The organism is Vibrio harveyi (assembly GCF_030060435.1).
Classification (GTDB): domain Bacteria; phylum Pseudomonadota; class Gammaproteobacteria; order Enterobacterales; family Vibrionaceae; genus Vibrio; species Vibrio harveyi.
Genome location: NZ_CP125876.1, coordinates 1,456,224 through 1,478,099, shown reverse-complemented (window position 1 = coordinate 1,478,099; position 21,876 = coordinate 1,456,224). Strand labels below are relative to the sequence as shown.

Here is a 21,876-nt window from a genome sequence, read left to right as displayed (position 1 = left end):
TTACTTACCGAAGTACTTGTTGTAGATTACGTCGTATTCGCCGTTCGCTTTCACTGTTTTCAGTGCTGTGTTCAGCTTGTTCACTAGCTCGTCGTTACCTTTGTTTACTGCGATACCGAAACCGTTACCGAAGTATTTAGGGTTAGTGACGTGCTCACCCACGTAAGCTAGGTTGTCTTCTTTCTTGAACCATTCTGCTACGACTGCTGTGTCACCAAATACAGAATCAATACGACCATTTTTCATATCGATGAACGCGTCTTGGTAGCTTGAGTAAGGAACCGCGGTTACGCCCGGCATTTGCTCAATCAGGTAGCTTTGGTGTGTTGAACCGTTTTGAACACCAACACGCTTACCTTCTAGTGCTTTTTGATCAGCCACTTTTTCTTTGATAGAAACAAACGCTGCTGAGTTGTCGTAGTAAGGGTCAGAAAAGTTTACTTGTTCCAAACGTGCATCAGTAATATCCATTGCAGAGATAGCCGCATCATAACGCTTGAATTTTAATGCAGGGATCAGGCTGTCAAAAGACTGGTTGTGGAAGGTACATTTTGCTTCCATTTCTTTACATAGTGCGTTCGCCAGATCCACATCAAAACCTTGGATTTGGTTGTTTTCATCCATGTATTCGAACGGTGCGTAAGTCGCTTCCATCGCAAATTTGATCTCTTCTTGTGCTGCTGCGTTCGCTGAGAAAAGGCCGATTAGTGAAGCTAGTAGAATCTTTTTCATTGCAATACTCCGTGTGTACTTAGTGGGCTGACACTCGCAATGACAGCCGAGCTTATCTGTTAAATAGACTGAACTTTAAAAACGTAATTTAGTGATTTAGGTAATCGGCAAACTGAGTGGTTTGCGGATTAACAAATGCGTCATGCGTGCCGTGCTCTACGATGTGCCCTTTTTCTAGGTATAGAACATGGCTAGCGATTTTCTTGGCGAAATCTACCTCATGGGTCACAACAACTTGTGTAATTCCCGTTTCGCTTAAATCATTAATGATCTTGACCACTTGATTCGTAATTTCAGGGTCAAGCGCTGCGGTAGGCTCATCAAAAAGTAAGACTTCTGGTTTCATCATCAGCGCACGGGCTATCGCCACACGTTGTTGCTGACCACCAGAAAGTTGCATCGGCCATGCATCCGCTTTGTCTGCCAAATGCAGCGTTGCGAGAATTTGCATTGCCTGCTTCTTCGCTTCTTCTTTATCCATGCCAGAGACTTTGACCGGAGCCTCAATCAGGTTCTCCATCACTGTCATGTGTGGCCATAGATTGTACTGTTGGAAAACCATGCCCACTTTACGACGAAGCGCTAAACCTTGTTTCTCTTTGATTTCAGTTGAAAAGTCGAATGCGTCATCAGCGATGTTTAATTGCCCGTTATCCGCGCCTTCAAGAAGGTTAAGAACACGTAGTAGAGAGCTCTTCCCTGCACCACTTGGACCGAGTAACACCAGCGTTTCACCGCTTTCACAATTAAAACTGACATCGTGTAAAACTTGGGTATCGCCGTAAGATTTATTGATACTTTTAACTTGAATACTCATGCTGCCATACTGCATTAATTGTCATCTGGGAGTTATACTAGCAAGAAAGGAATTTTATGCAATAAAAATGTATAAAAATTTAGATTGTTAATTTTTTGTATAATAAACAACCAACATAGCAGAGTATATGACTGGTGCAATGAGTTTAGGTTTTAACGAGATTTGTTGAAAAACCTAATGGAAAGGAAGTCAATGAAAGGCAATAAAAAGAGAGGCATGCGCCTCTCTTTCGTTGGTGTTAAGTCTTAATCTTGAACGATATAACTTAGTTCAACTTAAACATGCTGACACTATCACGAAGCTTATTCGACATCGCAATCAAGGCTTCTGATGTATCCACATTGTCTTGAACATCTACCGTCGTATCACGTGCAAGATCATTCACGTTAATCACGCTTTCGTTGATCTCATGCGCCACCTGAGATTGCTCTTCAGCCGCAGTGGCAATTTGGTGGTTCATATCTTGGATTCGCTGGATTTCATGGCGAATCTGGTCTAGAGATAACGTCGCCTCTTCTGCCTTATCAAGCGTGCGTTTTGCACTGTCCGAGTTATCTTGCATCAGCAATACCGACTTGTTCGCTTGCTCTTGCAGAACTTCAATCATCGATTGGATCTCATTGGTGCTTTGTTGCGTTTTCGTCGCAAGAGAGCGAACTTCATCCGCTACTACAGCAAAACCGCGACCATGCTCACCAGCACGTGCAGCTTCAATAGCAGCATTCAGTGCAAGCAGGTTCGTTTGATCAGCAATGCCACGAATCACATCCAGAATACCACCGACATTTTCCGTTTCTGTATGAACGTTACGTATCACCTGTTGGACCTGGTTGATGTCGTTTACAAGCGTCGTAATATCAGAGTTCATTTGAGCAACAACCGTCAAACCTTGCTCTGAGCTGTTATTTGCATCGCTTGATGAGCTTGATGCCTCAACCGCACTCTGGGCAACCTCGGCCACCGTTGCTGTCATCTCGTTCATTGCGGTTGCAACTTGCTCAAGTTGCATCATTTGAGATTTAGATGAGCCATCCACTTTGATAGATGAACGCTCCAGTTTGCTCGACGCTTCAATAAGCTCTTCCGAAGACAAATTGATGTCGGTGATCATAGTCTTCAACTTATCTGCCATTAACAGTGTTGAACGATACACACCAATGTCACTGCCTTTTGCAGCTGGAATATCAGTCAGATCACCATTCGCAATCTTGTCGACTAGACGTTCAATCTCTTTCGGCTCACCACCAATTGGGTTGTATAACAACTTTTGAATTAACAATGACGCACCTAGCGTGCCAATAATAATGAACACGAGACCAGAAACTAAGTTGGTGATCACTGCTTCACGAGACGTCGCTTTAATGTCTTCCCAGCTCGCGAAAGCCCAAACGGTCCAACCAAGCGCTTTCGAACGTTCAGATACAACGTAAAACTCACCACGGTCTGGAACCGTGTAAGAGTGTGAGCTAGATGCATCACTCGCGTACTGCTTGTATGAAGGTCGTAACTCAAACAAATCTTCGCCGACAAGCTGCTCTTCATACGCCGCCATCAAGTAACCATCTTCACGAGCAACAAAAACATTGCTGTCTTCCGCCAACCCATTAATAAAGCGAGTCAAATCGTTCATCAGCAGACTCAAACCAACAATCGCCACGACCTCACCGTTTCGTTTTACCGGAATAACGAGAGAAATAGACATCTGTCCCGTGCTCGCTTTAAACGGCTTAGTTACGACTTGGTCCTGCCCAGACATCGCCTTTACATACCACTCCCTTTGCAGCTTTTTAGCATTAAAAGTTGGATGCAGACCTTTTGAATCTGAATCGTAAAGAGTTCCGTCAGGAAGCGCGATAAAGTAGTTGGAAACCCCTAGGCTCTTTGTACCTTGAACCAACATCTCCACCATACGGTTATCAATAGATGCAGTTTGGTTATTGACTTCAATGGCAGACGCTGTCGCTTCTAAGCTCGTAAAGTAAGTTTGGATCTTTTGTTCAACAGCTGACGTTATTAAATGTGTACTGGTAGAAAGGTTAGTTTGGTAAGAGTTTGTGGAAGAAGAGTTAATTTGGTTGTAACTCAACACTGAAATAATAGTTACGATCGTAATTATTAAAATACCTATTGATGCTAAAAGTTTATTCTTTGCATTCATGCGACATTTATCCAAAAGGGTCAAATGTTTACTTATTGTAAACAAGCGATTAAATAAAATACTTATATTTTTTCTATCTGACTTTTATAAGTGTATATAGACAAAAAAAGTTAGTTTCATATGCACTTTCAATATAAGAAAGTGGCAATGAACTGAATAAACAAAAGGCGGCTAGCCGTGTGAGGACTATCTAGCACAACTTCGGATTTATACGCTCTATATGCCAAAACTGAAAGAACCCCAGCGAGGCGAACTATATTGCCACTCTATTTTACCTTTATGAGTTTATTTTGATAATCATTTTGATGAATAACTCAACAAAGATCACTTTTAAAATATAAAATCTGATGCTTATTTTAGCTCTTCATGAAATACCATCGTAAATACGTAAATTTTCATTTTGAAAAGAACTAGAAATATCGAAACTTTTATTCTTCAAGTTTCATTTTTGAGACAGTAAATATTAGTTTTATAAATTACTGAATAGCGACAACTATTGATTCGATATAAAAGTGATAAACCAAAAGACGCACTCACCCTTCCTTGAATTGGTCATACCTATCGCTAATACTTCTTCTTAATTTGATTCGCAATTTGAGTAATCAAAATTTTTGATTGGGACAACTCAATGATGAAGCCAATGCATTTTATGCTCTCAGCTTTGGGCGCTCTGAGCTTACTTTCTGCGCCTATGACATGGGCAGCGACAGCGATCATTCTACCAGGGTTACATGAACAAGGCGTTGATATGCAAGATACCCCAATCTCAGCCGCTGCTGCTATTGAATGGGAGCTAGAGAATGCCGATGTTGTTTTTGGAACGTATCCAAACAAAGCCGATAACGAGCGCGTCAAAGCCATTGGCTACATGTACAGCCAAAAACTTGAACTCAATACAGGTTGGGTAGAAAACGATATTCGCAACGAGGCAGAGCTGAATGGGATTGATTACGAGGATTACTTTCTCCATTTTGCCGAAGACACCATCATCGCCGAGGTAGACAAAACTCATGGCGAAAATACCCTGCTTAATCGAAAACCGATGATCGTTGGCTATACCGCTAGAGCCGACCACGCCGGTTTTTGGCTATATCAATCACCGCCATGGGACGCTGACGTATTCGGTCAAGCTCATAATGGCGGGGCGCTCTATGTTTATCACTCAGAAAAGTTCGACCGCTTAGCTTTTAAGTTCACCCAATTTGCTCAAGGCGGCAGCTTCACCATTGAATACCCTTCTTCTGTCGATTCGTTCGGTCAGGTAACAGAATGGACAAACTTCGATATTAAGAAAGACAAAACCGAGAGCATGACCAAAAACCAGACTGTAAACTGGTCTGTTCCTTCAGATTGGGTTCGTGCCACAACGCACGATGGCAGTGGACAAACCTATGGCGGCGGTCAGTACTTTGGTTCGACCTTCTTGCGAGATGGTGGTCGCTTGTATGTCGCGAGAGTGACTTGGCATGATGACAATATTGAGAATCGCCCTCACCTAAAAGAAGTGAAGCTCAAGAACAGTTTTCCAACCGTTAAGTTGACGAATGCACCAACGGCAACACCTGACGGAAAAACGATTCAACGTTGGCGCAAAATTCGTGGCTTTGATAAATCTGCGGATCTTAACCAAGACAGTTATCTCTCTTGGAATGAATATAAAAACCGCTCAAACAAAAATGCGACCGCTCGTTTCCGTTGGGAGTCTCGAGTCATTCCATTTGGGCGAATGTGGAACCAAACCTCCTCGTGGGCATTAACCAATCTCGGCAATCCCAACTTTGCCAACGCAGTTCACCACTATTACCAAGCAGAATGGGCGAAACAAGGCTTAAACGGTGCATACAATGACGATACAAACAAACTGCTTGGTGCAAATCAGTTCTACATCTATTCCGGTGGTATGGTAGATGAACTTGGTTTGGTTGCAGGAAGCCAAGCCGCTGATGATGCGTACAAAGCTCAGTTTTCGGCATTCTTAAACAAACTGGCAACGCTGGATCCGGATGCGCTAATTGGTCTCAACATAGGCACGGCAAACTTATATGGTCGCAATGGACAGAGTCATTTAGTTAAAGCAGGTTCCCTGTACTTACGGGAGCACTATCTATTCCCTTCTACTGGCTTTAGTGGCTATGCAGGTTTGGCTAAATTCTGGGATAACGCCGCTCTCGCCAAAGTAGGTCAGAAAGTGATTTACCAAGCAACAACACGTTATGGTCGAGTTCAGTACTTCGGTAACACTGAAGACAATTGGAAGCAGGATCAATACTCTGCACTAGCAGCGTTCTACTTAAATCACCACTCGGGATACAGCTATTTTAATCAATGGAACAGCGGTTATCTGTACGGCAGCAACAACACCACTGTCGACAACTTCTGGAAAGCCGGAGTACCCAAAAACATCGCTTATCAACCAAGTGCATTACTTGCCGCTGATCTAGGCGAACCAGTAAATCAAATCCCAGAAGGCTTTACAGCAATACCTTTGATGATGTCCACCAGCACTCCTTCAGCCGCTGATTACACCGTGGTTGGTGACTCTTCCATGAATGAAGTGGTGCACGCAGATCTGCCCGATGGTCTTGCTCACGTCCTACCGACATATACCTATTTTGCCTTTCGCTCAGAGGAGTCCGTAGTTTCTGATGGTCCAATTGAGATGGTGTTAGCAAGAGAATTTAGCAAAGGGCGCGTGTTATATCGCACTGATTTTTTTGGCAAAAGCGCGGACTATTTTACTGCGCCCAAAATCACCATCACGCTAGACAAACCAATGCGACCTGTCGACAAGGATGGCAATGTTGGAGACTATGTTTCCGACATTCATATTGGTGGATACGAAGGACTGTTCTTACTGTATTGATCCGCGACTTAAGCCCCCTTTCCCGCAACCTTGCTCAACATCCTTCATGTAATTATCGCACTTGATTATCAAATCATTTTTGACAGTGACTCAAAGCGTTCGCTATTTATCCCTTCCTATCTTGAGCCTACTATCACTTCGAAAACACAGTGCACGACTCAACTTCGCACGAATAAAAATAAGGAATTCAGTATGACTCAAACTAACACGTCAAAAGCTATAAAACTCGGTGTCACTAACCTCTCATTTCATCGTGTCACTGCTTCTCTTGTCAGCCATATACTCAATGATATGGGTTTTAAGGTCGAGCGTATTTATTCACCCCATGAAGAGAACTTCTCAAAGCTCAAATCTGGTGAAATCGACATGCTTTCTTCGGCTTGGTTACCATCAAGTCACGGCATTTACAAAGCATCGGTAGAAGAAGTACAACCCCTACTGGAGCTCGGCTTACACTACGAACCTTACGCACTTTGGGGTGTACCAGATTACGTTCCAGAAGCACTCGTATCAGAAGTGAGCGACCTGACTAAACCTGAAGTTGTAGCGAAAATGAAATCCGATATTCAAGGCATCAACCCTGGCGCAGGCATTACGCGCTTTTCGATCAAGATGATGGACGAATACGCACTAACCCAAGCAGGCTACCATTTCCACACAGGGACGGAAGAAGATTGCTTTACCGCATTTGAACAAGCGGTGAAAGAGAAACGATGGGTTGTTGTGCCACTTTGGAAACCTCAATTTCTTCACTATAAATACGCAATTAGAGAGCTCACCGAACCGAAAGGTTTGTTAGGCATTATTGATAAAGCCGTTTTACTACTGCGTAAGGACAAATCAGATAAATTTACTCAAGACGAGTTAAACCAACTGGACACGCTCCGTTTCTCAAACGATATCATTGCGGAATTGGATTACAAAATCAGTCGTGAAGGGCGAGATTTAGACACGGTGACACGTGAGTGGTTGGATAACCAAGCGCAATAGACTTAAATACAATCTCAGAGCCTTGCCGTGCTTAACGCGTATGGCAAGGCTCGGTGCGCTAGTACATGGTATTCCCGTTTGCTGTCTCTTTCGGTATTTCCTGCAACGCATCCCAATGCTCGACAATCTTACCGTTTAGATCAAAGCGGAAGAAATCCATCGTTACATATTCCACATCATCAGGCCACGTCTGATGAGTATGCAGTGCCACCAAATTCCCCTCTGCAACTGCGCGAACAAACGTAATATCTTTGTTGGGATACTCTTCCTGCATTCGCTCGAAATAAGCGATAAATGGCTCGGTACCGTTACCCACTAACGGATTGTGCTGAATGTAATCATCCCCCACGTACAGGTCGACCGCTTTTCTCGGTTCTCCTCGATATGCCATCTCATAGAAGGCAATGGCATTGCGCTTATTCTCTTCTATATCGATTTGCATGGTGCTCATCTGATTCTCCTTCGTCATGCAAACAACCTGTCATTAGCGTAGTTGAGAATCATAATCCTGCTTTATTCTTAAACGAAAAGAGGCAGCATTCAGCTACCTCTCTGTCTATTCCCAATGATGCCGTTTTGGTTGCGCTACACTAACTCGCCCGCGCCTTGTACCGAGCGTTCACTGTTCTCAACAAGGAAGACTGTGGCTGTTTGTTTAAGAGCTTCCCATTCTGCGTCTTCAACAAAGATACCCTCTTCCCACGACGTTTTCTGTGCACGATTCAGTTCATCTCCATCAATATGAATTGCGTAACCTTGTGAACTTGCTTCGATATCAAAATCCGTTACGGCAAGCTCTATCGTCATACTGTGATAATCGGTACTGTTGTCTTCAATCTGATCAGAAAAGAATACCTCTGGTGCAACCCGCCCGCGGTTTAACACATACAAGGTTCGCTTTGGACTAGTGCCATTAACCCACTGAGCACGGCACGCAATGCCTTTGGCAGAGAGTCTCACTAGCTCACTAAATGCTAACCAGCGATTGTGGCATTGCTTCAGTGTGATAGTAACGCTCTTGCTGCTGACCATTTTCTCAAGCGCAAAATCCAACACCGCAGGTAAATGACAGGCGATACTGCCATTGTGTAACTCGACTTCGATATGAGAGTCGGTGTTACTCGTAATGCTAACCGCACAATCTGAATCTAAGTTGAGAAACAGGCTGGCGTTGTTAAAGTGACGCACCCCGTGCAAGCCCACCATTTGCAGATCCGCAACCATATTGGCAATCACATCAGCTTCACCGCAATGACGGCGCATACCAAGAAAAGCTTTGTTTACTGCTGCTACCAGCTCGTTATGCGAGACGATCATAATGCAAAACCTCCAGTGATTTTTTGATTGTCGCTTTGCGCGATTTCTTCATGCTCTGGCATGGTTGGGAAAATCCACGTATCGCTGAAACGCGGGTCCTGAATCTCATCAAGCAATGGCGCGCCTTGGAAAAAGGTCACGCGCACCCATCGGTCTGAACGCGGATCAAACTTAGTCGCACCAAAGATTGCTAACTTACAGCGTAGTAGATGCATCGGCAGTGCGTCTTCACGTAGTACATTCATCTGGATATCGCCCATTTCTCGATTGCCGAGCGTCCATACACGACGAGTGATTGCACGATACTGCGGATGCTGCAGTAAGAACTCCGCCAACGATCTTTCTGGGTGGCACGTTTGCAGCGCATGGTAGAGGCGGTTTACTTGTCGCCCTATATCGAGTGGCAACTCACGTTCTTCACCGATTTCTTCCCCACGAATGCCTAGTCTCGGTTCCTCTTTGTCTTGTGAGCGATACCAGAACCAATAGTTGTTCTCTGGTAACGTGTAGTCGGCATCGATTGACCAACGGTATTTGCTCTCTAGTATTTGCGAAACATCTTGAACGCTTTTTCCACCAGGAATAGAGAGTGACTCATCGGTGTTCATTTGGTTTTCAAATTCATCAACCAAAGATGGGTAAAGCTCGATCAAACATGAAGTTAGGATTTCTTGGGCTTCCAAACTCATGGTTGTGGTTTGTTTGATCAAGCTTGCCCAATTTGAGTGCTCTGCCATCAAAGCATTTAAGTTAATTTGTAGCGCTTGGAGATCCGCAATCGCTTGATGATTAAGCTGATCTTGATGTTCATTGATTGTTATCACTTGCTCTAAGTGTCGCTGTGCTTTTTTAAGCAGGGCTTTTAACGGCAGCTCTAACTCGGTAGATTCACATGGCATGGCAAGCACATTGGCAATAGCACGCTCACGTGATGTCATCCATTGGTCGACAATACATGGATGGTTGATTAAATATGGCGCCATACCCAAACCAGTTGCATTCCCCACACCAAGATAGCGCTGCAGGCCTTTGTGAAGTGCAACTGCATTATCTCCGCCTTTTTTCGCAGCAAGGTAATGAACCCAATCTAAACTGAATTCACGCAGCATATAAACGGCACACATTTGTGCACTGAACGATTGGTTGAAGTCAGGGTTGTTCTCCAGCAGTTTAAAATCGGCAATACCAAATTTACCGTTACCATAAACGGCGGTGGTTCTTAGGATGTAACCCACTTCTGCCAGTTCCGAAGGCTCTGGCTGCTCACCTTTAGAAAGCGCATTCACAATGTGTTCAAACACACGAACACTCTTATTCGCACGAGCAAGAACAAGCACGTTGTTTGGATTGCGCCCCGCTTCTTGCAAAGGCACATTGGCTCGAAGTTGCTCTAGCAACTCAACATTAACTTCACCTTTGACCAGCGCAAAGGTTACGTCCCATTTTTCAGCAATGACTCGGTCATTACGCTCTTCATCAGCAATTTCATCGCAAAATACAACCAAGTGATAAACGTGTTCCGGCGTCGCTAATTTGTAAATTACATGACCAAAACCGCGTGGACACAATTGCCACTCATGTTTGTTCACTCGCCATTCCTGACTCGCCATTTTTCGGATCAAGCTTCGCACAAAGCTGATTCGATTTTGGTGCATAGCCCCTAGCCTGTCTGGCGCCATCACAATTGCAGCGTTGCGAAGTGTTGCTTCAGTGTAAGTAGAACGATGTGCATCCATTTTGCTCACCACCTATTTTTTATTGTAAGAATAAGGGCTTGTGCAGGTGTGGGGAGGATTCACCCACACAAGCGCCACGTTATTGGGTTTGATCTTTTTGTTATAACCGTTGTTATAGCCCTTGCTCTTTCGCCATCTTCATAGCGATCTGCGGTGCATTCCAAAGTGACGGTAACAGAATTAATGACACTGGAACGGCTGTAATCACGATGAAGGATTGCAGGGCTGATATACCACCAGAGCCAAGTGAGATGAGAATCAACGCGGTGATACCCATAGCCACGCCCCAGAAAGTACGAATAATCGCATTTGGTTCTGTCTCACCACTGATCACAACACTGATGGTGTACGTCATTGAGTCACCAGTAGTAACGATGAAGATCGTGGTCAAAATCAAGAACAAGATTGAAACAAGTAGCGGCATTGGCAGTTGTTGAGTCACTGCGAGTAACGCGCCCGGTAAATTGAAGCCTTCAAATGCTGCACTCACACTGCCTGGGTTCGCAATTTCAAACGCTAAGCCAGAGCCACCAACAATGGTGAACCAAAAACATGTAGTAAGCGGAGCAACAATGCTGATCGTCGAGATAATTTGACGAATACTGCGACCACGAGAGATACGTGCAATGAAGATCGCCATCATCGGTCCATAGCCCAAGAACCAGCCCCAGAAGAATACTGTCCACCAGCTCAACCAACCTTCATCAACACGGTAAGTTGCCATTGGGATAAAGTTATCCAGCATGGTACCTACGCCTTGAATATAACCATTGAAGATAAAATCTGTTGGACCAAATAGAAGGATATAAACCATCAACACTAACGCGAGAATCACGTTGTAGCGGCTCAGCATTTGCATGCCGCGGTTTAAGCCACTTAAAGCTGATACGGTGTACAACACAATCGCAAATAAGATGATGATCAACTGTGTGGTAAAGCCATCCGGGATATCAAACAATGCATTTAACGCGTAGCTAACCTGTAAACCTAGGAACCCAATCGGTCCAATGGTTCCTGCCGCTACGGCGATGATGCAACATGCGTCAATCAGCGCACCCGTTTGACCTTTTAGCGCTCGCTCACCCAGCACTGGATAAAGCAAGATACGAGGTTTTAACGGCAGTCCTTTATCGTAGTGTAAATGCATGACCACGATAGACGTTAAGCTGCCAACAATAGCCCACGCGAGAAAACCCCAGTGCATAAACGACTGTGACAACGCATTAATGGCACCTTGCTGAGGATTGTCTTGCGGACCATACAAAGGTGGAGGACTCACGTAGTGCGCGATAGGCTCTGCCGCCGCCCAAAATACGCCGCCGCCAGCTAAAAGCGTACAGAAGATGATTGCCATCCAACGAAAACCATCCATTTCAGGCTTCGTTGTTCCGCCTAAAATCACCTTGCCTGTTCGCCCTGCAGCCAAGCCAAGACCAATAAGAAAAGTGAGAAGAAGCAGTATCTGCCAGTACGGACCGAAGACTTTTACTGACCACGCAAATCCCGTATTAACTAACGTTGATAGCAACTCTCCATCGTAAAGCGCGATAGCGACGAACAAGGCAATAAAGCCACCGCTATACCAAAGTGCCGGGTTACTTAACCCTAACTTATCCGGTGAATTTTCCGTTGCTGAAGTGTCGTTGTGTTTTGCTTGTTGCTTCTTTGATGACACGCTCATCGTTGAAGCTTTCATGCTATTGGTTAGATCAGACATACTCTGACTCCAGAAGTTTATTGCAGCTGCCATAACGGCTACAAAAAGTGACTTTAACACTCGCCTTGTTATTATTTTTTGAGCGAGCTATTCCATGTTTATTTGGGTTACGACCTAGCTCGCCTCCAGCCCTTCTTTAAGGAAGTTAAACCAGTTCTCACCCAGGATTTTTCCTGCCTCGGATTCACTGAATCCATGACGCATTAAGCCGTTGTAAATGTTCACCATCCCTTTACTGCCACTAAACCAAGGCAAAGCATCAGGCCACCCCGCATTACTAGCGGAGCCTTCACCATAGTCCATTGCTTTGGACCAACGACCGTTGCGCATCCACTCAAGCACTTGCTGTGGTTGGTTTAAACAAAGATCACTGCCGATGCCTAAGTGATCCACACCGAACTGATCGGCAGTTTTCGCGACCATTTGGCAGAAATCTTCTAGCGTGCATTGGCTTCCGTTTGGAAGATGGAATGGGTAAAGACTAAAGCCAATCAAGCCGCCACGTTCGGTGAGCGCTTTAATGACGTTGTTCGATTTGTTGCGCAGAGCATCATGAGCAAACGTTGGGTTCGCGTGACTAATACAAATGGGACGTGAAGAAAGGTCAATCGCTTCCAACGTTGAGCGCTCTGCACTGTGGGACATATCGATGATCATCCCGACACGGTTCATCTCTTCGATGGCTTGTTTACCAAAACGCGTGACACCAGAGTCGTTCTGCTCATAGCATCCTGTCGCCAGCAAGCTTTGGTTGTTATAGGTCAACTGCATAATCAGCAAACCTTGACGGCGCATGACTTCTATTAAGCCGATTTCATCGTCAATTGGAGAGCAATTCTGTGCACCAAAAAAGACGCCAACCTTTCCCTCAGCTTTTGCTTTCTCGACGTCAGCCATCGAGTAAATAGGCATAATCAGGTCTGTATTTTGTTCGAATCTCAGGTTCCATTCGGCAAAGCGAGTTAAGGTTTCTCGTGCATTTTCATGATAAACAATCGTCGCATGCACAGCCGTAATACCGCTCGCCTTCAGCGTTTGGAAGTATTCTCGATCCCAATTGCAGTACTGCAATCCATCAATCACAATCCGTTGTTGGTACATAACCACTCCTTAAACGTTAATAAGCCTTTAAGGTTGGGCAGCGGAATGCTCGGCTGCCCTATTTCACTTAGTAAGGACGTTGATAAGCGGTTTTCACCACGGTGTAGAATTCTTTTGCGTATTGACCTTGCTCGCGTGGACCAAAGCTCGACTCTTTACGACCACCAAACGGCACGTGATAATCCGTTCCTGCGGTTGGTAGGTTGACCATGACACAACCAGTTTGAGCTTGTTGTTTGAAGATGGCGCTATTACGGAGGCTTTGCGTGATGATGCCGCCCGTCAACCCAAAGCGAGTATCGTTTGCTACAGCAATGGCTTCGTCCAAGTCAGAAACTCGAATCACGCTTGCCATTGGCGCAAACACTTCTTCTTGGTTCACTTCCCAACTGTTTTGCGTATTGAGGAAAAGAGTTGGCGACATGTAGAAACCGTCATGCTCTAAGTTCAAGCGCTCGCCACCGAACGCTAACTCCGCACCACTTTGACGTGCTTTCTCAATCCATTCAAAGTTGGCATTCAATTGGTTTCCATCCACAACAGGTCCCATGAAAACGCCTTCTTCTAAAGCGTGACCGACTTTAAGCTCGCTCATTCGTTTGATCAGTGCTTCCACGTAGGCATCGTGAATGCCATCCATGACGACCAGACGAGAAGACGCGGTACACTTCTGGCCTGCGCCAGAGAAAGAGCCTGCAATGGTCGCTTCAACGGCAATTTGAATGTCTGCATCATCAGCAACCACAAGTGCGTTCTTACTGCCCATCTCTAACTGGCAGCGAACAAAATTCGGTGCCGTTGCTGCCGCTACTTTGCGTCCGGTATCAACAGAGCCAGTAAAGCTCACACCATTTACGCCTTTCGAGTTGATAAGCGTGTTACCCACTTGCGAGCCACTACCCAACACAAGGTTGAACGTGCCTGCTGGTAAGCCTTGACGATGGATAATCTCCGTCAGTGCAACCGCACTAGCAGGCGTTAGGTTAGCGGGCTTCCACACGACGCTATTACCAAAAGCAAGTGCAGGCGCGATTTTCCATGCAGCCGTAGCGGTTGGGAAGTTCCAAGGAGAGATAATGGCGATAACGCCGACGGCTTCACGAGTGACCTCAACGGAAACGCCTGGACGGACAGAAGCTGCGTTATCGCCAATTTGACGCAGCACTTCCGCCGCGAAATATTGGAAGAATTGACCAGCACGGTAGATTTCACCGCGACCTTCAGCAAAAGGTTTACCTTCTTCACGTGAAAGCAGCGTGCCAAGCTCATCACAACGAGCAATCAGCTCATCACCAATGGCCTGCAAAACCGCTTGTTTGCGCTCAATCGGCGTTTTTTCCCACTCTGGCTGCGCAACTTTGGCAGCTTGAATGGCTTGCTCTACTTGACCTTCACTCGCCTGAGCAAAATCGCCCAAGTTCTCACTGATGTCTGAAGGGTTAATGTTCGCAACCGTATTAGTACCAGATTGCCATTCGCCTGCAATGTAGAGAGATTTCTCTGCTTGAACATTATTAATAGAAGTCATTGCTCTGTCCTTATTCTTCCTGACGTCTGGTGATCGCCACCAGCTCACTGATCTCACTAACAAAGCCCGGTGATGAGGCTTTGATTATTATTCTTTACTCTGGCTGACTCGCTGATGCGTACACCACAAACTCCACCAGCATCTCTTCACGCGCTAGTCCTGCCACAACCATAGCGGCACGATTAGGGTAAGGTGCGTCAAAATACTCAGCGTAGACTTGGTTAACCGTTTTTAAGTACTCACGATCCGTCACATAAATCAGCACTTGCAGAACAGAATCTAAAGACTCCCCTGCACACTCCAGCGTGTGAACGAGATTATTAAAGGTTTGACGAGTTTGCGCTTCGATACCGCCTTCCACGACAGCTCCGGTATCATCAATCGGGATTTGCGCGGTGTATAAAGTACCATTGTTAATAATTGCCCATTCCAGCGGCGCTTTAGAGGCAAACAATGCGGTTTTGACTGGGTATTTTTTCGTAGAAGTATTCACGTGCCTTTCAACCTTTGTAACAACCTTGTTTCAAGATAGTTAAATACTGCACATTGACAGGCGATAAATCGAACGGTAAATTTTTTACATTTGATAAGAAAAATCTATCACCTTATTAAAACTAAGGTAAATAAAGGGATTGCAGAGGTTTCGCCGTGAGTATCAAGCTTCAACAATTAAAGCATTTTGTGATGGTGGTCGAGGAAGGTGGTTTTCGAGCCGCTTCACATAGAGCAAATCGCTCTCAAGCAGCACTGTCGACATCCATAAAAGAACTAGAAAAGATACTTGGTCAGAGCCTATTTGAATCTGGAAATAAATCCAAACTCACACCTTTCGGCGAGATCTGCCTGCCTAAGATCATTCAGTTTCTCAACATCTATAACGCACTGGATAATGACTTGAAAGCCGCCGCCGCAGGGCAGCAAGGGCGGGTACGCATCGCCAGCGTTCCTTCTGTTGCTGCCAAGCTGATTCCCAGTGTGCTCGGCGCATTCTGTGAACGATACCCGAATGTAGAAGTCAGCCTAATTGATGATAACGCCGCTGGCGTCGAAGCGCGTTTGTTATCAGGCGAAGTGGATTTAGCGTTGGGTAACCCATCACACTTGGACGAAGGCGGTATCGAGTTTACTCCGTTAATCTCTGATCCCATTGGTGTAGTGTGTTTGAAGGATAACCCTATTGCTCAGCATCCAGAAGGAATCGAGTGGCAAACGCTGTTGGAACAACCTTTTATTCGAAACGGGACTTGTACCCTACTCGATCCCACTCCTGCACGCGCGCTAAGTGAACAAGCTTTGTATTCCGTGGAGAACATTACGTCTTTGTTCTCAGTCCTTGAGCTCGGTATTGGTGTCACCACCTTGCCAAAGTTAGCTTTCCCAACCAATGAAACTCGATTAGTTTGGATTCCGCTTATTGATCCACCTTTGAAAAGGCAGGTGGGAATCTTTACCTTAACGGACCGAACAATATCGCCTCAAGCTAAAGCTTTCCATGAGCTGTGCATTCAATACTTAAACTACCAAGGGAATGAGGAGTAACAATATCGATAAAATCGTTACTCGCCTCTCTCCAAGACGAAAAAAGCCCTTTCCAACCGGAAAGGGCTTTGACTTAGTTCCCAAAATTTTTGCTGTTTTACAGCAGTTCCACCGATTGTTGAGCGATAACCCACTCTTCATTGGTAGGAATAACTAGCGCTTTCGCACCAAGTAACTCAGATGTAGCAACAACACCTGCGTTACCAAATCGTGCATCTTCATTACCTTTCACATCTTCAACAAAACCTAGAAGTTTTAGGTTGTTTAGGATTTCGCGACGAATTGGCATAGAGTTTTCGCCAATACCGCCAGTGAAGATGATGCCGTCGAATGAATCAAGAGCAGCAAGGTAAGACGCGATGTATTTAGACACACGGTATGTGAATACTTGGAATGCTAGAGCAGCGCCTTCGTGACCTTCTTCCATCGCTTCCAAAATACCGCGAGCATCGCTTGTTAGACCAGAAACACCTAAGAAGCCAGAAGCTTTGTTCAATGAGTTGAACACTTTCTCTTGAGACCAACCTTTCTTCAGTAGGTACTCAATGATGCCTGGGTCAAGGTCACCACAACGTGTACCCATCATTAGACCAGACAGTGGCGTGAAACCCATAGACGTATCTACAGATTCGCCGTTGTTGATTGCACAAACAGAAGCACCGTTACCAAGGTGAACAGAGATGAAGCTCGATTCTTCAACCGGCTTGTTAATCATCTTCGCAGCTTCGCGACTTACAAAGTAGTGGCTAGTACCGTGGAAGCCGTAACGACGGATGCCGAAGTCTGAGTAAAGCTCTTTCGCAATTGCACCAGTGTAAGCTTTTGCAGGCATTGTTTGGTGGAAAGCAGTATCAAACACAGCAAACTGAGGTAGCTCAGGGAATGCCGCCATTGAAGCACGCATACCAATCGCATGAGCAAGGTTATGTAGAGGAGCCAAATCACTTAGCGCTTCTACGTCTGCAATAACAGACTCATCTAAACGGACCGTTTTGGTAAACTTCTCACCGCCGTGAACCACTCGGTGACCAACAGCAACAACATCTTCAATTAATTTGTACTCTTTTACTAACTCAACTAGTTTTGCTACTGCAAGTTGATGGTGATTCTCATCGCCTTGAATAGCGTACTCAAATTTCTCACCGTTGAATTTCCAGCTCATACGAGCGTCTGATAGACCAAAGCATTCGCCCAGACCACTTAGCACAGCATCGCCAGATTGAGAGTCGATTACTGCAAATTTTAGTGATGAGCTACCAGAGTTGATCACCAGTACAAACGAATTAGACATGAAATAGTTTCCTGTTGTGGAGCAGAGGTTGTAATTGCGCTTCCGCGCTGCGTACTTCTTGTTTGTGCTTTCTATTATTCAATAATTTTTTAATCTTTCAACTATCTTTTAGCATTACTTAATTAGTTGAACATTTTTTGTTGATCTACGACAAGTTTGAATTTTATTTGAAGACTAAAAAATATGTGTTGTTACAACAAATGTATGAATACTCATATTTGTACAAAACCTAAAGTATGAGCTACGTTGTTTATTGGGGAATGAAAATTAACAAACCTATCAATAGGTCAGAATGATAACGTGCCTACTTTTGCCTTTGTATTGGTCATCATAGGTCTCATGTTACTCTGCTGGGGATGGCAGATGACAAGAAATATTTGCTCGAAAACAGACGTTCCTGGTTGGATAGTTCTGTTGATTTTGATCACCGGGTTCATATTTGCTTATGCGGCTTTTCTTAACGAAATCATCCATAAACCTGCCGCTTCTTTACTCGAAACGGGAGTCGCTCTACTGTTGCTTGGCGGCAGCATATTCATCGTTTTGATGATTAAATGGAGCAATGATTCGATTTTAGAACTTCACGAAATCGCTGAACGCGAGAAGCACAATGCTGTTCATGATTCATTAACTGGTCTGCCCAATCGCAAATACTGCTTAGAATCGATAGACAACCGAGTTCAACAAGGAATCCCCTTCTCTGTCATCTTATTTGATGTCGTTAACTTCAAACAAATTAACGACGCCATGGGACACTTCTGCGGTGATCAACTATTGATTCAAATCGGTCAAAGGTTACAAGAAGAACTGGCAGGAGAAGACCGCCTCTTTCGTGTAGGCGGTGACGAATTTGTGATCCTCACTTCATGTGCTTGTGATCACACTGGCACTGCATTGATAGAAAAGTTAGACCATGCGATGGCTCAACGCTTCCATCTTGATGAGTTTCAAGTGTCATCACGTGTTGTATTCGGCTTAAGCACTTATCCGAGCGATGCAGAATCAAACGATCTTCTCATCAAATTTGCGGATATCGCCATGTATCACGCAAAACGCAATGGGCAATTGATGGCGTTCTACAATGAAGACATGAACGTTGGCGCGAAGTACCAGCTCGAAATCTCCTCACGCATCCAGTGTGCATTAGACAAAGAAGAGTTCCAGCTCTACTACCAGCCATTAATTGATGCGCGCTCTAACCTTGCTGTGGGCTTTGAAGCCGTCATCCGCTGGCGCGATAGTAATGGAAAAAATATATCCCCAAATGATTTTATTCCTATTGCCGAAAGAAGTAATCAAGTGCATAGCATCACCATGTGGGTGCTCAACCAAGTTGAAAAAGATTTGCACACTATGAGCGAACAAGGAATAAACCTACCTGTACACGTTAACTTATCGGCTAAGGATCTCTCTTCTAACCGCTTGTTTTCTAGACTAGATAAGATGCTGTCAGACAATCCGCACTTCGCCGATATGATCAGTCTTGAAATCACAGAGACCATGGCTATTGACAGAGTTCGGGAACTCAACCCTCTCATTCACCAAATCAAAGGACTGGGTATAAAAATCAGCTTGGATGATTTTGGTACAGGCTACTCTTCCTTGTCTTTACTGCGCGACTTGCCTGTCGATCAAATTAAGATTGACCGCTCTTTCCTTTGTACAGCAAGTAAGACTGAAGGCACTCGTTCGATTGTGGAGAACACCATTGCGCTCGCACACGGTCTTGGGTATTCAGTGGTTGCAGAGGGAGTCCAAGACATGGATACGCTTCACTTCTTACGTAGTCGAGGCTGTGACATCATCCAAGGCTACTTATTCTGCCCTGCACTACCGTTAAACGAAGTGATAAGTTGGGTAAACACCCATGACGAAGAGCAAAGCCGCATTCGACGCGCATAAAAAAACCGAGCACTTAGCTCGGTTTTTAAATTTATCTAGTGATTAAGCAATTATGCTTCTTGTGAGCGACGACCACGGCCGTGACCACGTTCACCACGGTGTGCACCACGGTGGTCACCACCACGGTTACGATCGAAACGACGTTCGCCACCTTCACGGTTACCATCGCGGTTGCCGTCACGGTTACCACGGAAGCCACCTTCGCGACGACCGCCTTCACGACGACCACCTTCGCGGTTGCCGTCACGGTTGCCACGGTAACCGCCGCCATCACGACGACCGCCATCGCGACGACCACCGTCACGGCGACCACCACGAGACTCACGGAAGTCATCGAAGTCACATACTACAGCACCAACATCTTGTTGACGGATACGTAGCTTGCTTAGCTTGTTCGCAGCATCTGAAGTCATTGCTTTAGGTAGCTGAACGAATGTATGACCTTGTGCTAGCTTGATTGCACCGATAGAGCCTTTACCTAGACCTAGTTCGTTTGCAAGAGCACCAACGATGTCTTTAACTTGAACGCCTTGCTCGCGACCAACTTGAAGCTGGTAAGTATCCCAGTCTTGGTTGTTGAAGTTGCGACCACCGTCACGACCACCTTCACGGCGCTCTTTACGACGTTGCTTGTCACGCTCAATCGCTTCAATCATTGGGTCTTCGCCAATGTAGAATAGCGGGCGTTTACCTTGCTGACGCTTAAGAAGCATTGCAGCAAGCATTGTTGGGTCGATTTCTAGAGAAGTTTGTAGCTTCTCAACAAGCTCTGCGAACTTGTCTAGAGCTTTGTGCTCTTTCTCTGCTTCCAGTTCAGCCGCTAGCTTGTTTAGACGAGCTTCTGCAACTTGGTCACGTAGAGGAAGTTGGATTTCTTCCATAGATGACTTAGTTACGCGCTCGATAGTGCGAAGCATACGAATTTGGTTAGTGCGAACTAGAAGGATCGCTTTACCTTTACGTCCAGCACGACCAGTACGACCGATGCGGTGGATGTAAGACTCAACATCGAATGGGATGTCGTAGTTAAATACGTGAGTAATACGTGGAACATCAAGACCACGTGCAACAACGTCAGTTGCAACTAGGATATCGATAACACCTTGTTTGATGTGATCAACAGTACGTTCACGTAGAGACTGAGGAATATCACCGTGTAGTGCAGCAGCTTTAAAGCCACGTGCAGATAGCCAATCAGCTAGACGCTCAGTGTCTTGACGAGTACGTACGAATACGATTGACGCGTCAGTTTCTTCAGTTTCAAGAAGACGAGACATAGCTTCATCTTTCTCTACACCCTTCACAACCCAGAACTGTTGTTGAACTTTGTCTACAGTGTGGTTTTTACCAGCAACGTCGATAGTTACAGGATCACGTAGGAAACGCTCAACAATGTTTTTAAGCATTGGAGGCATAGTTGCAGAGAAAAGAACGCGCTGTGCAGATTCCGGAGCGTGCTCCATGATTGCAGTTACGTCGTCCACGAAACCCATGTTTAGCATTTCGTCCGCTTCATCAAGTACGAAAGTGCTAACTTCGTCTAGATGCAGACGTTCACGGTTGATAAGGTCTTGTACACGACCAGGAGTACCAACTACTACGTGTGCACCGTTTTTAAGTGCACGCATTTGATCTACGATAGATGCACCACCGTAGATTTCTAAAACTTTAAGACCCTTGATGTTTTTACCAAGGTTCTTCATCTCAGCCGCAACCTGAATCGCTAGCTCACGTGTTGGAGCAAGTACGATTGCTTGTGGTTTACGTTGGTCAAGATCAAGCTTGTTTAGAAGAGGCAGAGAGAATGCTGCCGTTTTACCTGTACCCGTCTGTGCTTTACCCAGCGCGTCAGCACCTTCCAACAGGTGTGGGATTGCCGCAGCCTGAATTGGAGTTGGTGACACGAAACCCATTCCGTCTAGAGCAGAAAGGATAGAATCATTCAGAGATAAATCGCTGAATTGAATAACAGAATCTTGCATTGGGATCCTACTTAATTAAACAAAAAAACAGTCCCATATGCTCTTCCAATTCGATACTGATCCATCCAATTACTAAATCCGTTCAGACAGGAGCTAGTACAGTACACAACCGCGATAAGCCATTAGGGACGACTAAGGGAGGCGGATTATTCCTTAAATGCATAAAAAAAGCTAGAAAAAATTGAATTACATCACAATTTATT

At 45.2% G+C, this 21,876-nt stretch carries 16 protein-coding genes; 4 read left to right on the top strand and 12 right to left on the bottom strand.

The window, feature by feature from the left end:
• The 3 genes from QMY49_RS23175 to QMY49_RS23165 all read right to left on the bottom strand — a co-directional run bounded on the left by QMY49_RS23175 (position 1) and on the right by QMY49_RS23165 (position 3,707).
• On the bottom strand, positions 1–732 hold the full coding sequence (locus QMY49_RS23175) for an arginine ABC transporter substrate-binding protein (RefSeq protein ID WP_029790703.1): 732 nt from the start codon (positions 730–732) through the stop codon (positions 1–3).
• Between the two features lie 88 nt (positions 733–820).
• Positions 821–1,549 carry an arginine ABC transporter ATP-binding protein ArtP gene (gene artP, locus QMY49_RS23170; RefSeq protein ID WP_005450159.1) on the bottom strand — a complete coding sequence of 243 codons (729 nt, stop codon included), beginning with the start codon at positions 1,547–1,549 and terminating at the stop codon, positions 821–823.
• Between the two features lie 265 nt (positions 1,550–1,814).
• Entirely contained in the window at positions 1,815–3,707 is a 1,893-nt protein-coding gene (locus tag QMY49_RS23165; protein ID WP_005450160.1) for a methyl-accepting chemotaxis protein, read from the bottom strand.
• Between the two features lie 628 nt (positions 3,708–4,335).
• Between QMY49_RS23165 and QMY49_RS23160 the strand changes: the two genes are divergently transcribed.
• Together QMY49_RS23160 and QMY49_RS23155 are read left to right on the top strand one after the other, a co-directional pair.
• On the top strand, positions 4,336–6,570 hold the full coding sequence (locus QMY49_RS23160; RefSeq protein ID WP_283314624.1) for a hypothetical protein: 2,235 nt from the start codon (positions 4,336–4,338) through the stop codon (positions 6,568–6,570).
• Between the two features lie 192 nt (positions 6,571–6,762).
• A complete protein-coding gene (locus QMY49_RS23155) occupies positions 6,763–7,560 on the top strand; it encodes a glycine betaine ABC transporter substrate-binding protein (RefSeq protein WP_047516035.1) in 798 nt (265 codons plus the stop codon).
• A gap of 58 nt (positions 7,561–7,618) precedes the next feature.
• Here the strand turns inward: QMY49_RS23155 and QMY49_RS23150 are convergent, their stop codons facing one another.
• From QMY49_RS23150 to QMY49_RS23120, 7 genes are all read right to left on the bottom strand, one after another.
• Positions 7,619–8,011, bottom strand: coding sequence for a nuclear transport factor 2 family protein (locus tag QMY49_RS23150; protein ID WP_283314622.1), 393 nt, complete (start codon positions 8,009–8,011; stop codon positions 7,619–7,621).
• Positions 8,012–8,145: 134 nt separating this feature from the next.
• On the bottom strand, positions 8,146–8,877 hold the full coding sequence (locus tag QMY49_RS23145; RefSeq protein ID WP_029790699.1) for a DUF3726 domain-containing protein: 732 nt from the start codon (positions 8,875–8,877) through the stop codon (positions 8,146–8,148).
• Positions 8,874–10,613, bottom strand: coding sequence for a hypothetical protein (locus QMY49_RS23140; RefSeq protein WP_283314619.1), 1,740 nt, complete (start codon positions 10,611–10,613; stop codon positions 8,874–8,876). Before QMY49_RS23140 ends, QMY49_RS23145 begins: the two co-directional genes overlap by 4 nt.
• Positions 10,614–10,725: 112 nt before the next feature.
• The gene (locus QMY49_RS23135) at positions 10,726–12,294 is read right to left on the bottom strand and encodes a BCCT family transporter (RefSeq protein WP_430381706.1); all 1,569 of its coding nucleotides are present in this window, start codon (positions 12,292–12,294) and stop codon (positions 10,726–10,728) included.
• A 150-nt stretch (positions 12,295–12,444) separates the two neighbouring features.
• Positions 12,445–13,431, bottom strand: coding sequence for a membrane dipeptidase (locus tag QMY49_RS23130; RefSeq protein ID WP_283314615.1), 987 nt, complete (start codon positions 13,429–13,431; stop codon positions 12,445–12,447).
• A 67-nt stretch (positions 13,432–13,498) separates the two neighbouring features.
• On the bottom strand, positions 13,499–14,959 hold the full coding sequence (locus QMY49_RS23125; protein ID WP_283314613.1) for an aldehyde dehydrogenase family protein: 1,461 nt from the start codon (positions 14,957–14,959) through the stop codon (positions 13,499–13,501).
• Positions 14,960–15,053: 94 nt separating this feature from the next.
• Positions 15,054–15,452, bottom strand: a complete 399-nt coding sequence (locus QMY49_RS23120; RefSeq protein ID WP_029790694.1) for a RidA family protein — start codon at positions 15,450–15,452, stop codon at positions 15,054–15,056.
• A gap of 155 nt (positions 15,453–15,607) precedes the next feature.
• Between QMY49_RS23120 and QMY49_RS23115 the strand changes: the two genes are divergently transcribed.
• The gene (locus QMY49_RS23115; protein ID WP_005450182.1) at positions 15,608–16,498 is read left to right on the top strand and encodes a LysR family transcriptional regulator; all 891 of its coding nucleotides are present in this window, start codon (positions 15,608–15,610) and stop codon (positions 16,496–16,498) included.
• A 97-nt stretch (positions 16,499–16,595) separates the two neighbouring features.
• On the opposite strand, the gene QMY49_RS23110 is transcribed toward QMY49_RS23115, so the two are convergent.
• A complete protein-coding gene (locus QMY49_RS23110) occupies positions 16,596–17,789 on the bottom strand; it encodes an acetate/propionate family kinase (protein WP_009696351.1) in 1,194 nt (397 codons plus the stop codon).
• Between the two features lie 363 nt (positions 17,790–18,152).
• Here QMY49_RS23110 and QMY49_RS23105 point away from each other — a divergent pair, with 363 nt between their 5' ends.
• Positions 18,153–19,691 (top strand): putative bifunctional diguanylate cyclase/phosphodiesterase, encoded by a 1,539-nt coding sequence (locus tag QMY49_RS23105; RefSeq protein WP_017190904.1) that lies wholly within the window; start codon positions 18,153–18,155, stop codon positions 19,689–19,691.
• A gap of 50 nt (positions 19,692–19,741) precedes the next feature.
• Here the strand turns inward: QMY49_RS23105 and QMY49_RS23100 are convergent, their stop codons facing one another.
• The gene (locus QMY49_RS23100) at positions 19,742–21,673 is read right to left on the bottom strand and encodes a DEAD/DEAH box helicase (protein ID WP_009696353.1); all 1,932 of its coding nucleotides are present in this window, start codon (positions 21,671–21,673) and stop codon (positions 19,742–19,744) included.
• Between the last annotated feature and the right edge of the window lie 203 nt (positions 21,674–21,876).